This is a genomic window from Arthrobacter sp. UYCu512, from assembly GCF_040547075.1.
Lineage (GTDB): Bacteria > Actinomycetota > Actinomycetes > Actinomycetales > Micrococcaceae > Arthrobacter.
In genome coordinates this window covers 1-1,094 of the sequence record NZ_JBEPPA010000055.1, presented here as the reverse complement: position 1 = coordinate 1,094, position 1,094 = coordinate 1, and the positions used below count along the sequence as shown (strand labels likewise).

At 65.3% G+C, this 1,094-nt stretch carries 1 protein-coding gene; it reads left to right on the top strand.

Annotation, left to right across the window (positions count from 1 at the left end; genetic code table 11):
• On the top strand, positions 1 to 1,086 hold a 1,086-nt coding region (gene allB / locus ABIB49_RS19260), incomplete at its 5' end, for an allantoinase AllB (protein WP_354157658.1).
• Positions 1,087 to 1,094: the final 8 nt, after the last annotated feature.

Here is a 1,094-nt window from a genome sequence, read left to right as displayed (position 1 = left end):
GCGGCCGGGGGCGTCACGACGATCATCGACATGCCGCTGAACTCCATTCCGCCGACCACCACCGTCGAAGGGTTGAAACTCAAACGTGAAGTCGCCGCGGACCAGGCGTTTGTCGACGTCGGGTTCTGGGGCGGGGCGGTCCCGGGGAACCTGAAAGACCTCCGGGGCCTCCACGACGAGGGCGTCTTCGGGTTCAAGTGTTTCCTGCTCCACTCCGGGGTCGATGAATTCCCGCACCTGGAGGCCGATGAAATGGAAACAGACATGGCCGAGCTGAAATCCTTCGACTCACTCATGATCGTCCACGCCGAAGACTCCCACGCGATCGACCGCGCACCGCACCCGGGCGGGGACCACTACGCGAACTTCCTCTCCTCCCGCCCGCGCGGGGCCGAGAACAAAGCCATCGCCGAAGTCATCGAACGCGCCCGCTGGACCGGAGCCAGGGCCCACATCCTGCACCTGTCCTCCTCCGACGCGCTGCCGATGATCGCCTCGGCCAAACGCGACGGCGTGCACCTGACCGTGGAGACCTGCCCGCACTATTTGACACTGATGGCCGAGGAAATCCCCGACGGCGCCACCGCATACAAATGCTGCCCGCCGATCCGGGAAGCCGCGAACCGGGAACTGCTCTGGAAAGGCCTCCAGGAAGGCACCATCGACTGCATCGTCTCAGACCACTCACCCTCGACCCTGGACCTGAAAGACCTCGAAAACGGCGACTTCGCCGTCGCCTGGGGCGGGGTCTCCTCCCTGCAGCTCGGACTGTCCCTGATCTGGACCGAAGCCCGCCACCGCGGCATCGCCCTGGAACAAGTGATCTCCTGGATGGCCGCCAAACCCGCCGAACTCGCCCGCCTCACCACCAAAGGCCACATCGCCCTCGGCTACGACGCGGACTTCGCGATCTTCGCCCCCAACGAGGCCTACGTCGTGGACGTCACCAAACTCCAGCACAAAAACCCCATCACCCCCTACGACGGCAAAGCACTCTCCGGCGTCGTCCGCAAAACCTACCTCCGCGGCCACCCCATCAACAACCACACCCCCCACGGCACCCTCCTGCGCCGCGGCGGCATCTAAACCCCACC